The sequence below is a fragment of the Rhodococcus sp. NPDC055112 genome (genome assembly GCF_053607505.1).
In genome coordinates, this window is record NZ_JBSGTR010000010.1 from 82067 (window position 1) to 98480 (window position 16414).

The 16414-nt window shown below is 69.6% G+C and carries 17 protein-coding genes and 1 pseudogene; 10 read left to right on the forward strand and 8 right to left on the reverse strand.

Annotation, left to right across the window (positions count from 1 at the left end; genetic code table 11):
- Positions 1-13: 13 nt before the first annotated feature.
- Positions 14-316 (reverse strand): DUF4193 domain-containing protein, encoded by a 303-nt coding sequence (locus tag ACWFRB_RS07905; RefSeq protein ID WP_027499550.1) that lies wholly within the window; start codon positions 314-316, stop codon positions 14-16.
- Between the two features lie 420 nt (positions 317-736).
- Between ACWFRB_RS07905 and cei the strand changes: the two genes are divergently transcribed.
- A complete protein-coding gene (cei, locus tag ACWFRB_RS07910) occupies positions 737-1429 on the forward strand; it encodes an envelope integrity protein Cei (RefSeq protein ID WP_452640036.1) in 693 nt (230 codons plus the stop codon).
- 4 nt (positions 1430-1433) lie between these two features.
- On the opposite strand, the gene ACWFRB_RS07915 is transcribed toward cei, so the two are convergent.
- Positions 1434-2342, reverse strand: coding sequence for an inositol monophosphatase family protein (locus ACWFRB_RS07915; RefSeq protein WP_452640090.1), 909 nt, complete (start codon positions 2340-2342; stop codon positions 1434-1436).
- Positions 2343-2416: 74 nt separating this feature from the next.
- Between ACWFRB_RS07915 and ppgK the strand changes: the two genes are divergently transcribed.
- The 4 genes and pseudogenes from ppgK to ACWFRB_RS07935 all read left to right on the forward strand — a co-directional run bounded on the left by ppgK (position 2417) and on the right by ACWFRB_RS07935 (position 7301).
- Positions 2417-3214, forward strand: a complete 798-nt coding sequence (ppgK, locus tag ACWFRB_RS07920) for a polyphosphate--glucose phosphotransferase (protein WP_452640038.1) — start codon at positions 2417-2419, stop codon at positions 3212-3214.
- Positions 3215-3286: 72 nt separating this feature from the next.
- A pseudogene (locus ACWFRB_RS07925) lies at positions 3287-4702 on the forward strand (RNA polymerase sigma factor); the annotation flags it as partial.
- 155 nt (positions 4703-4857) lie between these two features.
- Positions 4858-6831, forward strand: coding sequence for an alkaline phosphatase D family protein (locus ACWFRB_RS07930; protein ID WP_452640040.1), 1974 nt, complete (start codon positions 4858-4860; stop codon positions 6829-6831).
- Between the two features lie 122 nt (positions 6832-6953).
- Positions 6954-7301, forward strand: coding sequence for a hypothetical protein (locus ACWFRB_RS07935; protein ID WP_452640042.1), 348 nt, complete (start codon positions 6954-6956; stop codon positions 7299-7301).
- Between the two features lie 15 nt (positions 7302-7316).
- Here the strand turns inward: ACWFRB_RS07935 and ACWFRB_RS07940 are convergent, their stop codons facing one another.
- Genes ACWFRB_RS07940 through ACWFRB_RS07950 form a run of 3 tightly spaced genes read right to left on the reverse strand, consistent with a single transcriptional unit; the run spans position 7317 to position 9799 of the window.
- Positions 7317-8519: a cation:proton antiporter gene (locus ACWFRB_RS07940; RefSeq protein ID WP_452640043.1), complete on the reverse strand. Its 1203-nt coding sequence runs from the start codon at positions 8517-8519 to the stop codon at positions 7317-7319.
- Between the two features lie 27 nt (positions 8520-8546).
- A complete protein-coding gene (locus ACWFRB_RS07945) occupies positions 8547-9029 on the reverse strand; it encodes a cation:proton antiporter regulatory subunit (protein WP_452640045.1) in 483 nt (160 codons plus the stop codon).
- Positions 9030-9088: 59 nt separating this feature from the next.
- Positions 9089-9799: a GAP family protein gene (locus tag ACWFRB_RS07950; protein WP_452640092.1), complete on the reverse strand. Its 711-nt coding sequence runs from the start codon at positions 9797-9799 to the stop codon at positions 9089-9091.
- 97 nt (positions 9800-9896) lie between these two features.
- On the opposite strand from ACWFRB_RS07950, the gene ACWFRB_RS07955 reads away from it, so the two are divergent.
- Positions 9897-11084 carry a sensor histidine kinase gene (locus ACWFRB_RS07955; protein ID WP_452640047.1) on the forward strand — a complete coding sequence of 396 codons (1188 nt, stop codon included), beginning with the start codon at positions 9897-9899 and terminating at the stop codon, positions 11082-11084.
- The gene (locus ACWFRB_RS07960; protein ID WP_452640048.1) at positions 11081-11722 is read left to right on the forward strand and encodes a response regulator; all 642 of its coding nucleotides are present in this window, start codon (positions 11081-11083) and stop codon (positions 11720-11722) included. The genes ACWFRB_RS07955 and ACWFRB_RS07960 overlap by 4 nt, the downstream gene beginning before the upstream one ends.
- On the opposite strand, the gene ACWFRB_RS07965 is transcribed toward ACWFRB_RS07960, so the two are convergent.
- A complete protein-coding gene (locus ACWFRB_RS07965; protein WP_452640049.1) occupies positions 11675-12079 on the reverse strand; it encodes a DUF952 domain-containing protein in 405 nt (134 codons plus the stop codon). The genes ACWFRB_RS07960 and ACWFRB_RS07965 overlap by 48 nt on opposite strands.
- Positions 12080-12284: 205 nt before the next feature.
- Between ACWFRB_RS07965 and ACWFRB_RS07970 the strand changes: the two genes are divergently transcribed.
- A complete protein-coding gene (locus ACWFRB_RS07970) occupies positions 12285-12488 on the forward strand; it encodes a DUF7455 domain-containing protein (protein ID WP_097211258.1) in 204 nt (67 codons plus the stop codon).
- A 97-nt stretch (positions 12489-12585) separates the two neighbouring features.
- On the opposite strand, the gene ACWFRB_RS07975 is transcribed toward ACWFRB_RS07970, so the two are convergent.
- Positions 12586-14313, reverse strand: coding sequence for a DEAD/DEAH box helicase (locus tag ACWFRB_RS07975; protein ID WP_452640050.1), 1728 nt, complete (start codon positions 14311-14313; stop codon positions 12586-12588).
- A 225-nt stretch (positions 14314-14538) separates the two neighbouring features.
- Between ACWFRB_RS07975 and ACWFRB_RS07980 the strand changes: the two genes are divergently transcribed.
- Positions 14539-15732 (forward strand): YihY/virulence factor BrkB family protein, encoded by a 1194-nt coding sequence (locus ACWFRB_RS07980; protein WP_452640051.1) that lies wholly within the window; start codon positions 14539-14541, stop codon positions 15730-15732.
- Here ACWFRB_RS07980 and ACWFRB_RS07985 read toward each other — a convergent pair.
- Positions 15705-15941 (reverse strand): DUF3039 domain-containing protein, encoded by a 237-nt coding sequence (locus ACWFRB_RS07985; protein WP_077041408.1) that lies wholly within the window; start codon positions 15939-15941, stop codon positions 15705-15707. The two genes, ACWFRB_RS07980 and ACWFRB_RS07985, sit on opposite strands and share 28 nt — an antisense overlap.
- Positions 15942-16021: 80 nt before the next feature.
- Between ACWFRB_RS07985 and ACWFRB_RS07990 the strand changes: the two genes are divergently transcribed.
- Entirely contained in the window at positions 16022-16384 is a 363-nt protein-coding gene (locus ACWFRB_RS07990; protein ID WP_452640052.1) for a DUF3099 domain-containing protein, read from the forward strand.
- Positions 16385-16414: the final 30 nt, after the last annotated feature.

Consider the following 16414-nt stretch of genomic DNA (forward strand, 5'->3'; position numbering starts at 1 on the left):
TTCAGTAGCGCTGTCAGGCTGCGCAATCCATGCAGATGAGCACGCCACCGGCGTCGCTGGCGAGCCTGCTCCGGTGATGCACCAGGAAGCAGCTCGAACACGTGAACTCATCGGCCTGCTTCGGAACGACCCGGACCGACAGTTCCTCGCCGGACAGATCTGCTCCGGGCAGCTCGAACGACTCCGCGGTGTCCGACTCGTCGACGTCGACGACCGCGGACTGCGCCTCATTGCGCCGGGCCTTCAACTCTTCGAGCGAGTCCTCCGAAACCTCGTCGGATTCCGAACGCCTCGGTGCGTCGTAGTCGGTTGCCATCTCGTCTTCCCCTCGTCTTCTCTCGTCATCGATTCCCCCGGCCACACACCACAGCCGAATACACGAATCAACCCGTGTGGCTGCATAACGCTCGGGGGCGCCGAATAGTGCCCAAAAGTTAGCGCAGGTAATATGATCTGCACCACATTTGGCCCTTCCGTCCGGTCCTCCAAACGCCTGTCGTGTACGACTGCGGCCGCCAGACAATAGCCGAACTCCGGAGAAATGTCGCGGGCCATTCACCACACGTCGGAAACTGTCTGAAAATCGACACAAACGACGGGTCGACCGTGACATTTCCGCGACATTCCGAGCTGTGACCGCGTCGACAACGATCCCGGCGCCGCACTCTAGAGTGGGTGCGCACCGGCGCCACAATGGCGCCGATCAGCGGGCGCGGCGGAGAGGTCGGGACGAATCGTGGTTTCACTGATCACACAGGGTCACTCCACCGATGAGCAGGGCCGTCCGTTCCGCAGGCGGCGCGCCATGCCCATCGTCGCGCTGATCGGCATCCTCGCCCTGCTCGGCTCCGTGCTGTGGGTTCGCATCCTCACCAAGGACGAGGAGGTCTCCGCCGCGGTGACGTGCAACCTTCCGCGGCCCGCCTCGCAGTCCGCCGACCCGAACGAACCCGCGCCGCAGCCGCTCGGCCAGAAGATGGACCCGACGACGCTGATGGACACCGAACCCACCACCCTCGCGGCGACCAGGGTTCGCGTCTTCAATGCCAACGGCGAACGCGGCCAGGCCGCGCAGGTGGCCGCGCAGCTCAGCGAGTACGGCTACGCCAGCGCCCCCGACGTCCAGGTCGGCAACGACCCCGTCTACGTCGACCAGAACATGCAGTGCCACGGCCAGATCCGTTTCGGCACAAACGGTCTCGCCGCCGCCAGTGCCCTGTGGCTGGTCGCGCCGTGCGCGGAGTTGATCGAGGACCAGCGCCAGGACGACACCGTCGACCTGGCACTGGGCACCTACTTCAACGAGCTGCGCCCGAACACCGACGCCGAAGAGGTGCTGGCCGTGTTGAAGGAGCCCGCGCCGGGCGGCATGGCCGCCGCGCCGGTCGACATCAGCCTCCTCAAGGCCGCCCGTACCGCTCGCTGCTGACGGCTCAGTCCGGGATCGGGTCGAACACGCCCGCCTCGGCGAAGACCTCGTCCAACTCGGCCGCGATCCCTGGGGCCGCCGCGACCACCACCTCGCCTGCGGCGCTCATCGAGTGCGGCGCGGGCGTGCGGACCATGGCGCCCGCCTCGCTCGCGATCAGCGCTCCTGCTGCCCAGTCCCACGGACTGAGCCCGTGCTCGAAATGCGCATCGACACGGCCCGAGGCAACCATGCACAGGTCGAGGGCGGCGGAGCCGATCCGGCGGATATCGCGCACCTGGGGCAGCACCCGCCCGATCAATGCGCCCTGAGCCTGCCTGCGGGCCCGCCCGTAACCGAACCCCGTCGCGAGCAGGGCCACCGACACGTCGGACACCGGGTTGCACCGCAACGCGTGCTCGGTGCCGTCCGCCTCGAGCAGCGTCGCGCCGTGGCCGAGGGCCGCCGAATAGACCGCGTCGGCCGGGACGTCCACCACCGCACCCGCCACGGAGACACCATCGATCTGCGCACCGACCGACACCGCGAAGGCGGGGATGCCGTACAAGAAGTTCACCGTCCCGTCGATGGGGTCGACCACCCAGCGCACGCCCCGGATCTGCTCGGCCTGTCCCCCGCCCTCCTCACCGAGGATGGCGTCGTCCGGGCGCAGGCCCGCCAGCAGTCCGCGGATCAGCTCCTCGGTCTCGGTGTCCACGACGGTGACCGGATCGGTCGGGTGACTCTTGGTGGCGACCGAGCTGTCCTCCGCGAGAACGCCCGTCGCGGCGAACACCTCGGGGCGGCGGGCACGCACGTGCCTTGCGGCGGCGATGGCCACCCGGATCGCCACGTCGCGCAGCGTGCGCGGATCGTCGGGGCCGGTGGCTGCATCGGAATCGGACGTTGTCGGGACAGCGGAATGGGACTGCAAAGAAGGCACGCCCCATGGTGCCTCATCACCCGACTTCCGCGCCGGTCTTATTCCAGACGATTAAGGTTTGCCTCATGACTGAAGCGACCCCGGCCCGGCCATCAGCGGACAGCAACGGCAGCGGCCGACGCGGGTTCGGCATCGATGTCGGCGGAAGCGGCGTCAAGGGCGGCCTGGTCGACCTGGAGACCGGCGAGCTGATCGGCGACCGGATCAAGATCGAAACCCCGAAGCCCGCCACCCCCGAGGCCATCGCGGGCACCGTCGCGGAGATCGTCACCAGGGCGGGCTGGGACGGCGCGGTCGGCATCACGCTGCCTGCCGTGGTCACCGGCGGGGTCGCGCGCACCGCGGCGAACATCGACAAGTCCTGGATCGGAACCGACGCGGCGGCCCTGTTCGGACAGGCGCTCGGCGGCCGCCCCGTCACGGTCCTCAACGACGCGGACGCTGCGGGCGTCGCCGAGGACACCTACGGTGCGGGCAAGGATGTCGACGGCGTAGTCGTGCTGCTGACGTTCGGCACCGGGATCGGATCCGCGATCCTGCACCGGGGCGTCCTCCTCCCCAACACCGAGTTCGGGCACATGGAGGTCGGCGGCAAGGAAGCCGAGCACCGCGCCGCGTCCTCGGTCAAGGAGAACAAGGATCTGTCCTACAAACAGTGGGCCGCGGAGGTCTCCCGGGTGCTCGCCACGTTCGAGGATCTGCTGTGGCCCGATCTGTTCATCGCGGGCGGCGGCATCAGCCGCAAGAGCGAGAAATGGATCCCGTTGCTGACCAATCGCACCCCCGTCGTGCCCGCTGCGCTGCTGAACACGGCGGGCATCGTGGGCGCCGCACTCGCCGCGCAGACCAGCATCGCGTCGTAACACCCGTTGCGATAGTTACAATGGACACGTCCGGCCTTCAGCCGGCCGAACTCAACTGACCTCTCCGCCGGAAAATCACTCTGGCGTGACGCCGCACGACACCGTCACGAAAGGGCGTACGTGGCCGCCTCCGATACAAGTCAGACCGCCGAACCGAGCACCGAATCGGCGTCCGCCGCGGCGACCAACGGCACCGCCCCCGCGAAGAAGGCCGCGGCGAAGAAGGCTCCAGCCAAGAAGGCCGCTGCTAAGAAGGCCCCTGCCAAGAAGGCCGCGGCCAAGGCCCCTGCCAAGAAGGCCGCAGCGAAGAAGTCCCCCGCCAAGAAGGCGGGCAGCAAGGCCGAGGGCATCGATCTCGAGGACGCGCCCGACGAAGCCGACATGGCCGATCTCGAGGTGCCCGAGGGTGACCTCGCGGCCGACGAGGTCGTCGAGGTCGTCGCCGTCGGCGAGGACGAGGAAGAGGCCGCGGAGCCGTCCGACAAGGACAAGGCCTCCGGAGACTTCGTCTGGGACGAGGAGGAGTCCGAGGCGCTCCGGCAGGCCCGCAAGGACGCCGAGCTCACCGCCTCCGCCGACTCGGTCCGCGCCTACCTCAAGCAGATCGGCAAGGTCGCCCTCCTCAACGCCGAGGAGGAGGTCGAGCTGGCCAAGCGCATCGAGGCCGGCCTCTACGCCACCCAGTTGATGGCCGAGCACGCCGAGAAGGGCGAGAAGCTCCCCGTCGCGCAGCGCCGCGACATGAACTGGATCTGCCGCGACGGCAACCGCGCGAAGAACCACCTGCTCGAGGCCAACCTGCGACTGGTCGTCTCGCTGGCCAAGCGCTACACCGGTCGTGGCATGGCGTTCCTCGACCTGATCCAGGAGGGCAACCTCGGCCTGATCCGCGCGGTCGAGAAGTTCGACTACACCAAGGGCTACAAGTTCTCCACGTACGCCACCTGGTGGATCCGCCAGGCCATCACCCGCGCGATGGCCGACCAGGCCCGCACCATCCGCATCCCGGTGCACATGGTCGAGGTCATCAACAAGCTCGGTCGCATCCAGCGCGAACTGCTCCAGGACCTGGGCCGCGAGCCCACGCCGGAAGAGCTCGCCAAGGAAATGGACATCACGCCGGAGAAGGTGCTGGAGATCCAGCAGTACGCGCGTGAGCCCATCTCCCTCGACCAGACGATCGGCGACGAGGGCGACAGCCAGCTCGGCGACTTCATCGAGGACTCCGAGGCCGTGGTTGCCGTCGACGCGGTGTCGTTCACCCTGCTGCAGGATCAGCTGCAGTCGGTGCTCGAGACGCTGTCCGAGCGCGAGGCGGGCGTGGTCCGGCTGCGCTTCGGCCTGACCGACGGCCAGCCCCGCACCCTCGACGAGATCGGCCAGGTCTACGGCGTCACGCGTGAGCGGATCCGTCAGATCGAATCCAAGACGATGTCGAAGCTGCGGCACCCGTCGCGGTCCCAGGTGCTGCGCGACTACCTGGACTAGTCGGTCCCGACCAGACGACGAATGCCCCGTCACCTCGAAGGTGGCGGGGCATTCGTGTGTCCGATGGTCTCCTGCCACCGACAGTTCACCCTGCGCACGTCGGGCCGTCATCGGATCCCCACCGCGCACGCCCCGCGGTGGTCGAGACTTGCCGGATGAGTGACCAGCCCCCAATCGCCCCCACCTCCCCGCGCGGCCCCTCCCGCCGCGCGTTCCTGCGCGGCTCCGCCCTCGCGGGCGGTCTCGCGGTGGCTGGTCTCCGACACGCCCCCTCCGCGACCGCCGCGGCGCCGTCCGCCGATCCCGCCCGTCCCGTCGACTACCCCACGTGTTGCCCCGGACCGTTCGCCAACGGCGTCGCCAGCGGTGACCCCTTGCCCGACCGCGTCATCCTCTGGACTCGTCTCATGCCCGAGCGCGTGACCGGCGCCCCCGGACCCGTGCGGTGGGAGGTGGCCACCGACCCCGGCATGACGGCCCTCGTCCGCTCCGGCGCGCAGACCCCGGTGGCGGAGCACGACTTCACGGTGAAGGTCGACGTCACCGGCCTGGCCCCGGCCGCGACGTACTTCTACCGCTTCACGCACTCCGGCGCCCACTCGATCACGGGGCGAACGCGCACAGCGCCTGCCCCCGGTGCCGCCGTCGACCGGGTGCGCATCGCCACGATGTCGTGCAGCTCCTACTGGTCCTCGTTCTGGAGCGGGTTCGAGCACATCGCCGCCAGGGACGACCTCGATCTCGTGCTGCACGTGGGCGACTACATCTACGACTTCCCGGACAAGGACGAGCTGGTGCGCTCGCGCGTCGGCTTCGCCGACATGGACCACCCGGACAACCGGGACTGGCTCGACCTCGCCGAGGTGCGCAGGCGGTACGCGCTGTGGCGCTCGGACCCCCAGTTCGTCCGGGCCCACCAGCAGCACCCGTGGATGATCGTGTGGGACAACCACGACATCGACGTCGCCTACGGCACCGAGGTGAACGCCCCCGGGATCGACCCGGCGTCGGCGACCACGACCCTCGCCGACACGGTGCGCGCGTTCCACGAGTGGACACCGACCCGGCCCGTGCGCGCCGACGGCAGCGGCGAGTTCGTGCTCGTCGACGACGGCTCCTACCCCGCACCGGAGGACCCGCTGCTCGTCTACCGGGCGCTGCGTTACGGCGACCTCGTCGACGTCGTCGGGATCGACGCCGAGTCGCACGCCGTGCACACCGCCGATTCCTCGCACCTGCCGCCGGGGCAGCCGAGCCTCCTCGGTCGGCGGCAGTACGAGTGGCTCACCGCCACGCTCACCGACTCGTCGCACCGGGGGACCCGGTGGCGGGTCATCGGCAACCAGGCGTGGTTCGCTCCGACCGACATCCCGGAGGTCGTGCAGGGGGTGAAGATGCCGAAGCTCGGCATCGGCCGCTGGGGCCGGTACACCGCCGAGCGCGACGCGATCGTCGACCACCTCCGGGGCGCACGCGGGGAGCGGATCCGGCGGAACGTCATGGTGACCGGCGACGCGCACGGGAATTTCGCGTCCGACGTCATCTCCACGGCGTACCTCGGCGACGGGTATGCCTCGGGGATCCCCGGCCGCAACACCCGTAGCGGTGCCGAACCGCAGAACCACGGGGCCGGGGCGCTGCGGGTGAGCACCGGCAACGGCGGCCCGGTGCCCACAGTCGTCGACGACCCCGCGGACGTCCGAGGCCTGTCCGTCGGTGTCGAGTTCGCCCCCACCTCGATGGGGCGCGGTGGCGCCGACGACATGATCCGCGGCGCCACCGGCCTCGGGCCTGCGGAGTCCACCGAGATCGCGCGCGCCGCCGAAGCTGCGATCCTCACGCTCAACCGCAACGCCCAGTTCGTCGAGTGGGTCGACCACGGCTACGGGATCATCGACCTCGACCGCGACCGGGCCGTGTTCGAGTTCTGGTGGCAGGACAAGCGCGTGCCCCGCTCGCCGGACGTCCTCGGCCACCAGATGGTGGCGTTCGCAGAGGAGGACCGATCGGCGGTGCCGCCGCGGTTCCGGGATCAGATCGATGCCGTCGAGCTGCACGGGCTGCCATTCGGGCCGACCTCCGGGGCGCCGCACGGCCCGCAGGCGCCGTGGTTCCCGCCGGAGGCCTAATCGGATCTGCTCGGCGCTCGCGATCGGAAACTAGACTGGAAGCTCCGACGTGACAGCAGTGATGTCCCCCTTCGCCGGTGTATGGCGACGGGGGTCGTCGCCTTATCGCGAGGTGACCCGAGATGACGACCGAAGACCGGCGGCACGACCACCAGGACACGGTGGTGTTCGGCAACACCCGGGAGATCGCCGATCGCATCATGGCGTTGCCCGATCGTGTGGTGCGGGCGCTCACGGTCGCGAAGGATCGCTGTGCGCACGGCATCGTGAGGCTGCAGATCTTCCACAACCTCTACAACCCCGAACTCGGCATCGGCCGCTACCTGTTCGTCCCAGGCGACGGCACCGAGCCGTACTGGGTGGAGACGCTCGACGGCACCGTGACGCTGCGCTGCCCGTGCTGTCCGGACGAGGTCGCAAAGGTCGGCGACGTCGTCGAGAGATTCCGCAACGCGCGGCACAAGCGGTGAGCCCGGCGGGCGCGATCAGGGCGTGAGGTAGGGGTCGCTCGGCTCCCCTGACGGCTTCTGCGGCCGCCGCAGGGCACCGACCAACGGTTCGACCACGCGTGCCGCAACCGGGCCGAGGATCGCCATCAGCAGCACGTACGCCGTCGCCAGCGCCGCGAGCTCACCCTCGACCGCGCCCGCCGCCACCGCGAGCCCCGCGATGACGATCGAGAACTCGCCGCGGGCGACCAGGGCCGCGCCCGCGCGCGCCCGGCCCATCACGGCGACCCCCTGCCTGCGGGCCGCCCACCATCCCGTCGCGATCTTGGTCGCGGTCGTCGCCACCGCCAGCAGGACCGCCCAGCCGAGCACCGGCGGAATGGTGCCCGGATCGGTGTTCAGGCCGAACACCACGAAGAACATCGCCGCGAACAGGTCACGGAGGGGCTCGAGTACCTTCGCCGCGTTGCGGGCGGTGGACCCGGAGATCGCGATGCCGAGCAGGAACGCGCCGACCGCCGCCGACACCTGCATCGCCGAGGCGATACCGGCGACCAACAGCGCCGCGCCCAGCAGCTTGAGGAGGAAGACCTCCTTGTCCTTGCTGTCGACGATCGCCGACACGTAGTGGCCGTAGCGCAGCGCGATCACCAGCACCAAGGTGACCACGCACAACGAGATCGCCAGCGCCTGCAGGCCGCCGAAGAAGCCGACCCCGGCCAGGATCGCCGTCAGGATCGGCAGGTAGACGGCCATGGTCAGGTCCTCGAACACGAGGATCGCCAGCACCACAGGGGTTTCGCGGTTGCCGAGCCGGCCGAGGTCGCTGAGGACCTTGGCGATGATGCCCGAGGACGAGATGTAGGTGACGCCACCCATCACGAGGGCACCGACCGGCCCCCACCCGAGCATGAATGCGACGATCACCCCCGGTGCGGCGTTGAGCACGATGTCCACCGCACCCGCCATCCACGACTTGCGCAGCCCGGTGACCAGCTCACTCGCGGTGTACTCGAGGCCGAGCAGCAGGAGCAGCAGGACCACGCCGATCTCCCCGGCCAGGTGCCCGAAGTCGCCGATACCGTCGAGCGTGAAGAACCCACCCTCGCCGAAGCAGAGGCCGCCGACCAGGTACAGCGGGATCGGCGACATGCCGACCCGGCCCGCCAGCCGACCGAGGACACCGAGCGCGAAGAACACCGCGCCGAGCTGGATCAGCGAAAGCGCGGTGCTAGTCATGCCGCCGCCCCGGGTTTTTCCCGGAACTCATCCGTGGTGCAGGATCTTGGCCGCGCCGTCGAGCCCGTCCGAGGTACCCACGGCGACCAAGAGGTCTCCCTCGGTGAGGTTGAAGTCCGGATTCGGCGACGGGTACACCTGTCCGGCCCGCATCACCGCCACCACCGAGACCCCGGTCCTGGTTCGCATCGCGGTCTCCCCCAGCGTCCGGCCGTCGAAGGGCGAGTCCTCGGCGATCGGCAGTTGCCGGGTGTTGATCCCCGGCAGGTCACGGTGTTCCTCCCGCAACTGCGAGACCAACTGCGGGGCGCCGAGCAGATTGCCCAGGACAGCGGCCTCCTCGTCGGTCAGCGGCACCGATGCGGCACAGGCGTCGGGATCGTCCTTCTTCGAAACGATGAGGTCCGTCCCACCGTCCCGATGGGTGACCACGCCGATGCGCCTACCGGTCGACAGCTCGAAATCCTTCCGGATGCCGATTCCGGGAAGGGGAGTCACTTCCACGTTCATGACTCAACGGTAGCGCCGCGCGCGGGATCGGTCCCGCGACGCGCGATATTCGCCGATGATCAGCGGAAGAAGAGCTCGACGGCGGCATCGCGGGCGAGCAGAAATCCCGCGATGCCGAGCACCCAGCCCAGCGCGCTGTCCGCATGTCTGGACAGGAAGCCGTCCGCGCGTACCAGCCAGGGTTCGACCCGCGCGTGCGCCACCGTCCTGGCGAGGATCAGCAGGCAGGCGGGGAGCACCATCACGACGCAATAGCCGGCCAGCAGGACCGGTGAGACCGCAGGGGACAGCCCGCTCGAGACCAACAACCCGATCGCCGCGAGGTACGGCAGCATCGTGACCAGTTCGAGGGCGCCCGCGCTCATCGCCAGGACCGCGACCCCGGATCCGGAGGACTGAGCATCCAGAGCCCTTGCCCGCCACCGGATCACCCGACCGCCGCCGCCACCGGTCTTCGCCCTGGAGTCGAATCGCCAACTGAGTGCGAACAGGCCGACACCGAGCGCCAACTGCACACTGAGCCCGACGGGTCCGCGCAGCACGGACCCTGCCGCGGCGATTCCGGTCGACGCGGTCAGCAGGACCAGTACCCCCACCACGAAATAGAAGCCGGCGATCGCGCCCAGGTACGCGACCATCCGGCGCACCGGCGGCCGCTCCGGGGACATCAACAGCCACAGCGGTATCACCAGCGTCCCCAGGCTGGTGCTGTCGACCAGAGCGAGCCCGACGAGCCCGAGCACGAGCGCCATCTCCATGCCGACGATCATCACCGGCGCGACCCTGCCGCGACATCGCCCGTCCGCCGGATCCGACGTCCTCCCTTGGGAGGACGTCACGGGGTTCTCGGTGTGCTGTGATGGTGGCGTGTCACGCTGGACCGCACTCCCCTCACTCGCGCAGAGTGCGCTGATCGCGCTCCTCGCGTTCGCCACCGGCACCGTGCTCTACTCGACCACCCTGTACTCGCTCGCGCCGTTCTCCGCCGGGGTCCCCGTACCGGCCAGGCTGGTACTGCTGGCCGCGATCTGCGGTGTCGCCGTGTTCCGTCGGGACCGCCCGGTGCTGGCGATCTGGCTCGCCACCATCCCCTTCGGCATCGATTTCGCGCTCGGGCCCACCCTGCCGATCTGGCTGGTCTTTTCCGACCTCGTGTACGCGGTCGCGCTGTACGGCACCGCCAGGCAGTCCCGTGCCATGGTCGGCGTCGCGGCGGCGGGCACCACCGTGTGCCTCGCCCTCGTGCTGGTCCTCACCAGGAGCTGGCAACCACTGGTGATCACCACGATCGCGGCCTTCGCCTTCGTCGGCACCCCGCTGTGGTGGGGGCGCGCGGTGCGGCTGCACAAGGACGTCGCCGACTCCGAGCGTGCCCGAGCCGAGGCGCTGACCACCATCGCGGCCCTTGACCGGCAGGCGGCGATCGCGGACGAACGGAATCGGATGGCCCGGGATCTGCACGACGTCGTCGCGGGCCACCTGTCCGCGATCGCCATCCAGTCCGAGGCCGCGCTCGGCATCACCGGCCCGGAGTCCGACGAGCGCCTGCACCGGATCCTGAAATCCGTGCGCGGCAACAGCATCGACGCGCTCGAGGAAATGCGCTCGATGATCGGCCTGCTCCGCACGGAGATCGTCGACGACGCGGCGGCGCCCGGCCGTCTCCGCCAGCTCGCCAAGCTGGTCGACTCCGCACAGGCCGCGGGCACCGAGGTCGCGGTGCACGACGACCTCGCACCAGGCGAGCTGCCCACCGCCGTGGACCACACCGCCTATCGGATCGCCCAGGAGGCCCTCACCAATGCCATCAAGCACGCACCGGGCCGTCCGGTCGAGCTCACCCTCCGGTCGCAGTCAGGGCAGTTGCTGATGACGGTCTGCAATCCGCTTCCGCCGCGAGGATTCCCGTCGGATCCGCCACGCCAACGCACCGGGCTCACGAACATGCGCGAGCGCACCGAACTGCTCGGTGGCCGGTTCAGCGCGGGACCGGCCCCCGACGGCTGGCGGGTCGCGGTGTCCATCCCCGTCGACGGACCGGCGGCGGGCGCATGATCCGGGTGGTGGTCGCCGACGACCACGCCGCGATCCGGTCGGGGTTGTCGATGATCCTCGGGTCCGCCGACGACATCGAGGTGATCGGCGAGGCCGCCGACGGCGAGGTGGCGCTCGGCCAGGCCCGTGCGTTGCGGCCCGATGTGGTGCTGATGGACATCCGGATGCCCGGCACCGACGGCATCGCGGCGACCAGGGAGATCACCGCGGCGGGCCTGGCCCACGTGCTGGTGCTGACCACCTTCGACATCGACGAGTACGTGTTCGGGGCGCTGCAGGCAGGCGCCTCCGGGTTCCTGCTGAAATCGGCGACGGCCGCGGAGTTGACGGCTGCCGTGCGCGCGGTCGCCGCGGGGGACGGCGTGCTGGCCCCACAGGTCACCCGCACCCTGATCGACGCCTTCGCGGCGGCACCGCCGACTCCGGTGCGGCAGCCCGCTGGCCTCGGCGACCTCACCGACCGCGAGCGGGAGGTGCTCGATTGTCTCGGCGACGGTCTGACGAATCAGCAGATCGCCGGACGCCTGTTCATCGGGGAGACCACCGTCAAGACCCATGTGTCCCGGGTGCTCACCAAGCTCGGCGTCAGCTCACGCGTTCAGGCCGCGATCATCGCCAGGGAACTCCCCGCGTCCTGAGTCCTCCGGGGTCCCGAACCTGCCGTCTGGACCGGGTCGATACGCGCGCACCCCGGTGACCGCCGCCACCGGGAGCGGCCCGTACAGGTGCGGGAACCGCATCGACTCCGGGTCCGTCGGCACGCCCGGCTCCCAGCGGACCTCGGCTCCGAGCCGCTCCCGGTCCAGGTACAACAGCACGAGATCGGAGCGACCGGCGAACAGCCGGTTCGCAGGCAGGTGCACCTGCCCGGTGCTCGACAGGTGAACGAACCCGTCGGCGTCGTAGGTCTCGGGCAGCCGCTCCCCCGCCCGCTGCGCATGCCGCCACTGCTCGGCGGTGCAGATGTGTACGAGGGTGCTGTCCGGATGAGTCACCCCCGCAGGCTATCCGGTGCGCCCCCACAGTGATCTCCGTCACGTGCGGGGCCCGTGTTCGTTGTTAGTGAAACCACAAAGAAACGCCGACGGGAACAACTCCTGAAGCCCAAACGTCTGACAGAGTGGATTCACCGCGCCACCCCGGTGCGGCGGACCAGGCCCCAGGCACCCGGCTTCGGCCGAACGCCAGTACGGAGGAGTCATGCCCGGAACACTGACCAGCCCCCCATTGACCGCTGCCGACCGGTGCGACCGGTGTGGTGCGGGAGCCCGCGTGCGCGCGGTCCTCTCGACTGGTGGAGAGCTTCTCTTCTGCCAGCACCACGCCAACGAGCACGAGGATCGACTCCGCGCGATGAACGCCACCATCGTCTCCGATGCCGTACTCGATGAGGCGACGATCTAGGCCGTCAGCCAAACCGGGCGCCCGTTCGGGGCACCCCAGTCAGCACAGAGCCCGCACCTGAAGGTGCGGGCTCTGTCTGGTTTCACCACTGCCCGTCTCACCACTGCCGGAGCATCGCGATCCGTTCGGTGAGCTGCTCGACCGTGGCGATCGCGGTCGGCGGGCCGCCGCAGACCCGGCGCAACTCACCGTGGATCCACCCGTGCGGCTTGCCGGTTCGGTGGTGCTGCATCGCGACGAGCCCGTTGAGCTCCTTGCGCAGTTCCGCGAGCTTGCTCGCGGACGAGACCCGGTCGGCCACCGCGGCGGGCGCCTGGACGGGTGCGGGCTCCCTGGCCCCCTTGTCCAGCTGACCGGCCTGACGCTCACGCAGCAGGGCCCGCATCTGGTCCGCGTCGAGCAGCCCCGGCAGGCCCAGGTAGTCCGCCTCCTCGTCGCTGCCGGCGAAGGTCGCCGTCCCGAACGAGGATCCGTCGTAGATCACCTGGTCGAGCTCCGCGTCGGCGCCGAGCGAGGTGAACGCCTTCTCCTCCTCGCCCGGCTCGTCCTTCTGCTTGTTGGCGTCGACCAGCAGTTCGTCGTCGAGGCCGTCCTTCTCCCGATGCGGCTTGCCGAGCACGTGGTCGCGCTGCAGCTCGAGCTGGCTGGCGAGGTCGAGCAGCACCGGCACGGAGGGCACGAAGACGCTCGCCGTCTCGCCCTTGGCCCTCATGCGCACGAACCGGCCGATGGCCTGCGCGAAGAACAGTGGGGTGGAGGAGCTGGTGGCGTAGACGCCGACGGCCAGGCGCGGCACGTCGACACCCTCGGACACCATCCGCACCGCCACCATCCACGGCTCGGAGCTCTCGCTGAACTCGGCGATCTTCTTCGAGGCGGTCGGGTCGTCGGACAGCACGACGGTCGGCGCCCGTCCGGTGCCTGCCTCGAGGATCTTCGCGTACGCCCGCGCCACCGTCTGGTCCGTCGCGATGACCAGCCCGCCCGCGTCGGGCATGCCGCCCGCGCGCAGCTGCTGCAGCCGTGTGTTGGCGGCGGTGAGCACCGACGGGATCCAGTCGCCGTTCGGGTCGAGGGCGGTCCGCCACGCGCGCGCGGTCTGCTCGGCGGACAGCGGCTCGCCGAGCCTGGCCGCGAACTCCTCACCGGCGTTGTTGCGCCAGCGCGCCTCCCCCGAGTACGCGAGGAAGACCACCGGGCGCACCACGCCGTCGGCGAGGGCGTCCGAGTAGCCGTAGGAATGGTCGGCCTTCGACCGCATCAGACCCTCGCGGTCCGGTTCGTACTGCACGAACGGGATCGCGCTGTCGTCGCTGCGGAACGGGGTACCGGTCAGGGCCAGCCGCCGGGTGGCGGGCTCGTACGCTTCCCGGATCGCGTCGCCCCAGCTCTTGGCATCGCCGCCGTGGTGGATCTCGTCGAGGATCACCAGGGTCCGCCGGTTCTCGGTGCGCACCCGATGCTTGGTCGGATGCGATGCGACCTGGGCGTAGGTGACGACCACGCCGTGGTACTCGGCGGACGTCTGCCCGGTCGAGTTGGTGAAGTTCGAGTCCAGCGCGATGCCCATCCTGGCCGCGGCCCCGGACCACTGGTGCTTGAGGTGCTCGGTGGGCGCGACGACGGTCACCTGGTCGATGGTGCGGTCGCGCAGCAGCTCCGAGGCGACCCGGAGCGCGAAGGTCGTCTTGCCTGCGCCGGGGGTCGCCACCGCGAGGAAGTCGCGGGGCCCGGTGGCCAGGTACTTGGTCAGCGCGCGACGCTGCCACGCTCGGAGGGTGGCGACGGGTGCGGGTGGTGTCGATTCGGTACTACCCGTGAGCACTGTCGCTGCCGCTCCTTCTGCACTGTGTCCGTGATGCGATCGGTCGCCGTGATTCGATCCTGGAGGAGCCTAACGCCGACCACCGACGTTCCCCGCATCACCGGCGACCGCGCGTCGCGGCGTGGTCGCGGACCGGCCGCGATCTCTGGTAGCGGGCAGATTTCTCCCGACACGGGGGGCCTCAATGCGCGGCGACGTGGCCACGTCGGGAATGCTGGAACCATCATGGACGAGCCGAGCAACGGAGAGCCGGGCGGCGACCAGCCTGCCGGGCGCGCCGATGCGCGCTCAGGATTCCATCCGCTCCACCGCGCCTGGCAGGTCATCGCGAGAACCGCGACGAAGGCCTGGGGCGACTCGATCTTCGGCAAGGCCGCGACGGCCGCCTTCTGGCAGACCCTGTCGCTTCCTCCCCTGCTGCTCGGACTGCTCGGCAGCATCGGCTACGTCGGCGGCTGGTTCGGCCCCGACACGGTCGAGATCATCGAGTCGAAGATCATCACCTTCAGCCGTACCGCTTTCAGCGAGAGCGTCGTCGACCAGCTCATCAGCCCGACGGTGAACGACGTCCTCGGCCAGGGCCGACCCGAGATCGTCTCGGCCGGTTTCCTGCTGTCGCTGTGGGCGGGATCGTCGGCGATCTCGACGTTCGTCGACTCCATCGTCGAGGCGCACGGGCAGAAGGACGTGAGGCATCCCGTCTGGCAACGGATCTTCGCGCTGCTGCTCTATGTGATGTTTCTCATCGTCGCGGTCTTCGTGCTGCCGCTCGTCGCGCTGGGACCCACCCTGATCGGAGAGGTGCTACCGCGGTCCTGGTACTCGTTCGGGACAGAGGCGGTCGATGCCTTCTACTACCCGGCCGTCGGCCTGCTCCTGATCATCGGCCTGACCACCCTGTACAAGGTGGCGCTGGCCAAGTCCCTGCCCTGGCACCGGCTACTCGGCGGATCGCTGCTCGCGGGGGTGTTCTTCATGGGCGCGAGCACCGTCCTGCGCTGGTATCTCTCCTGGATCACCCAGACCGGCTACACCTACGGCGCGCTGGCGGCGCCGATCGCCTTCCTGCTGTTCACGTTCTTCCTGGGCTTCGCGGTGGTCCTCGGCGCCGAGTTCAACGCGACCATCCAGGAGTTCTGGCCGGCAAGGGCCACCCGGATGGAGCAGATGCGGGAGTGGCTCGCGGCGCAGGCCGCGGCGGCCGCGAGGGCGCCCGACGGCGCGTCCGTCGGGCCCGTCACGAATCTCACCAGGCGGCTCGCAGGCGGCCCGATGCGGATCACCGGACCGGACCGGGGCAAGCACGAGGCCGCCGAGGACGCGCCAACCGACGAGGCGGCCGACGAGGCGGCCGACGACACCGACGGCGGCCGCTGTCCGGTCGTGGCGGCTCAGTCGCCCGCGCGCAACCCGTCGTAGATCTTCTTGCATTCGGGGCACACCGGCGAGCCGGGCTTGGCCGATTTGGTCACCGGGAAGACCTCCCCGCACAACGCGACGACGTGGGTACCCATCACCGCGCTCTCGGCGATCTTGTTCTTCTTCACATAGTGGAAGAACTTGGGGCGGTCGTCATCGGTGGACTCGTCGGTGGTGGTGTCGGGACGTTCCTTGGTCTGAGTGCTCACCCGTCCATGATGACGCACTCCCGCGCGGCGGGCGAGCCCCCGGTAGTGCATTCGACTGCGGAGAGTGGGAAGGTGGACAGATGGCATCGAGTTCGGATTTCGACCGCGCGAAGGGCAACGACGACGCGTCGGGAAACCCGGTTCTCATCACCGATGCGGCCCAGTCGTTCTATGACGAACAGCGCGTCCGGGTCCGCAAGTACACGATCCTGATGGCGATCCGGATCCCGGCACTGGTGTTGGCCGCGCTTGCCTACAGCGAGTGGGCCAACCCATGGATCAGCCTGGCCATCATCGGCATCTCCGTCCCGTTGCCGTGGATCGCGGTGCTGGTCGCGAACGACCGCCCGCCGCGCAAGGCCGACGAGCCGCGCCGCTACGACCACCAGGCCCCGACCCCGCCCGCGATCGAATCGGACAAGCACCCCACGATCGAGGGCTGACGTTTCGGCATCGACCGCCGACCCTGCCGC

What these genes read in the sequence shown, in the direction of transcription:
- ppgK (WP_452640038.1), top strand. Translation starts at nt 2,417, where the DNA reads ATGACTGAAGCGACCCCGGCCCGGCCATCAGCGGACAGCAACGGCAGC.
- ACWFRB_RS07945 (WP_452640045.1), bottom strand. Translation starts at nt 9,029, where the DNA reads ATGAACGTGGAAGTGACTCCCCTTCCCGGAATCGGCATCCGGAAGGAT.
- ACWFRB_RS07935 (WP_452640042.1), top strand. Translation starts at nt 6,954, where the DNA reads ATGACGACCGAAGACCGGCGGCACGACCACCAGGACACGGTGGTGTTC.
- ACWFRB_RS07980 (WP_452640051.1), top strand. Translation starts at nt 14,539, where the DNA reads ATGGACGAGCCGAGCAACGGAGAGCCGGGCGGCGACCAGCCTGCCGGG.
- ACWFRB_RS07950 (WP_452640092.1), bottom strand. Translation starts at nt 9,799, where the DNA reads ATGATCGTCGGCATGGAGATGGCGCTCGTGCTCGGGCTCGTCGGGCTC.
- ACWFRB_RS07960 (WP_452640048.1), top strand. Translation starts at nt 11,081, where the DNA reads ATGATCCGGGTGGTGGTCGCCGACGACCACGCCGCGATCCGGTCGGGG.
- ACWFRB_RS07970 (WP_097211258.1), top strand. Translation starts at nt 12,285, where the DNA reads ATGCCCGGAACACTGACCAGCCCCCCATTGACCGCTGCCGACCGGTGC.
- ACWFRB_RS07930 (WP_452640040.1), top strand. Translation starts at nt 4,858, where the DNA reads ATGAGTGACCAGCCCCCAATCGCCCCCACCTCCCCGCGCGGCCCCTCC.
- ACWFRB_RS07905 (WP_027499550.1), bottom strand. Translation starts at nt 316, where the DNA reads ATGGCAACCGACTACGACGCACCGAGGCGTTCGGAATCCGACGAGGTT.
- ACWFRB_RS07990 (WP_452640052.1), top strand. Translation starts at nt 16,022, where the DNA reads ATGGCATCGAGTTCGGATTTCGACCGCGCGAAGGGCAACGACGACGCG.
- ACWFRB_RS07940 (WP_452640043.1), bottom strand. Translation starts at nt 8,519, where the DNA reads ATGACTAGCACCGCGCTTTCGCTGATCCAGCTCGGCGCGGTGTTCTTC.